This window comes from Streptomyces sp. NPDC104309, from assembly GCF_055584025.1.
This window is the reverse complement of record NZ_JBVJMV010000149.1, coordinates 1-1,290: the sequence shown is the minus strand read 5'-3', so window position 1 is coordinate 1,290 and position 1,290 is coordinate 1. Positions and strand designations below refer to the sequence as shown.

1 protein-coding gene is annotated in these 1,290 nt (G+C 69.1%); it reads left to right on the top strand.

What is annotated here, in order from left to right; genetic code table 11:
* Positions 1-1,137, top strand: a 1,137-nt coding sequence (locus ACZ68L_RS46930) for an IS1380 family transposase (protein WP_469591060.1), incomplete at its 5' end; no start/stop codon positions are given.
* Between the last annotated feature and the right edge of the window lie 153 nt (positions 1,138-1,290).

Genomic DNA, 1,290 nt, shown 5'->3' with positions numbered 1-1,290 from the left:
GTGGCCTCCACGCCCACCGCGTGGCGACTGCTCGCCGACGCCGACGAGAGGGTGCTGGCCCGGCTGCGATCGGCACGTTCTCGTGCCCGGGAGACCGCGTGGCTGCAGGCCGCCGAGACGAGCGGGGGCATACCCACCGCACGGGCTGGAGGACGCGAACTGCCTGGTCTGGTCCTGGACATCGACGCCACGCTGATCACCTGCCACTCCGAAAAGGAACAGGCCGCGCCGACCTACAAGGGCGGCTTCGGCTACCACCCGCTGCTGTGCTTCCTGGCCAACACCGGCGAAGCCCTGGCGGGGCGACTCCGGCCCGGGAACGCCGGAGCGAACACCGCCAGTGATCACATAGCGGTCCTGGACGATGCCCTCACCCAGGTCCCCGACGCGCACCGGTACGGCACCGACCTCCTCATCCGCGCGGACAGCGCCGGATGCGCCAAGACCTTCCTCGCCCACGTCCGCAGCCTGCGCGAGAGAGGAATGAGAACGTACTTCTCTGTCGGCTACGCGATTACCGAACCGGTCCGCCGCGCGATCCGGGCCACCCCCGACCGGCTCTGGCACCCGGCCCTCGACCAGGACGGCAGTCTGCGGACAGGGGCCGAGGTCGCCGAGCTGACCGGCATGGTCGACCTGCCGGGCTACCCGACGGGCACTCGCATGATCGTGCGACGCGAGCGCCCGCATCCCGGCGCTCAGTTGTCCCTGTTCGACCAGGACGAGGGCCTGCGTCACCAGGTCCTCCTCACCGACACCCCGTTCTCCGGCGGTGGCTCGGCCCAGTTCCTGGAAGTCCGCCACCGCGGACACGCCACCGTCGAGGACCACATTCGGACAGGCAAGACCACCGGCTTCGACCGCTTCCCTTCTCGTCGCTTCCAGATCAACGCCGCCTGGCTGGAACTGTCGCTGACCGCGATCGACCTGCTCGCCTGGACGAGGATCCTGCTGCTGGACGGTGAACTGGCCGGCGCCGAGCCTAGGAAACTGCGCTACCGGATCCTGCATGTCGCAGCTCGCCTCACCCGCGGCGGCCGCCGCCTACGACTGCGAATCTCCGCGACCTGGCCCTGGAGACACGAACTGACCACGGCCTTCCACCGGCTCGCCGCCCTGCCCCGCCCAGCCAGCTGACAGCCACCCATCCCATCCGCCCACGACCTGAAGGACCACGGAGAACCCGACCACCGCGCCGGGACTTCGCCATGCCCAAGAGACAGAAGACGCCTCGAACGTCCAGCAGTTGATGATCAGAGACGTCTCGTCATCGCAACCGAAACAGCGAGG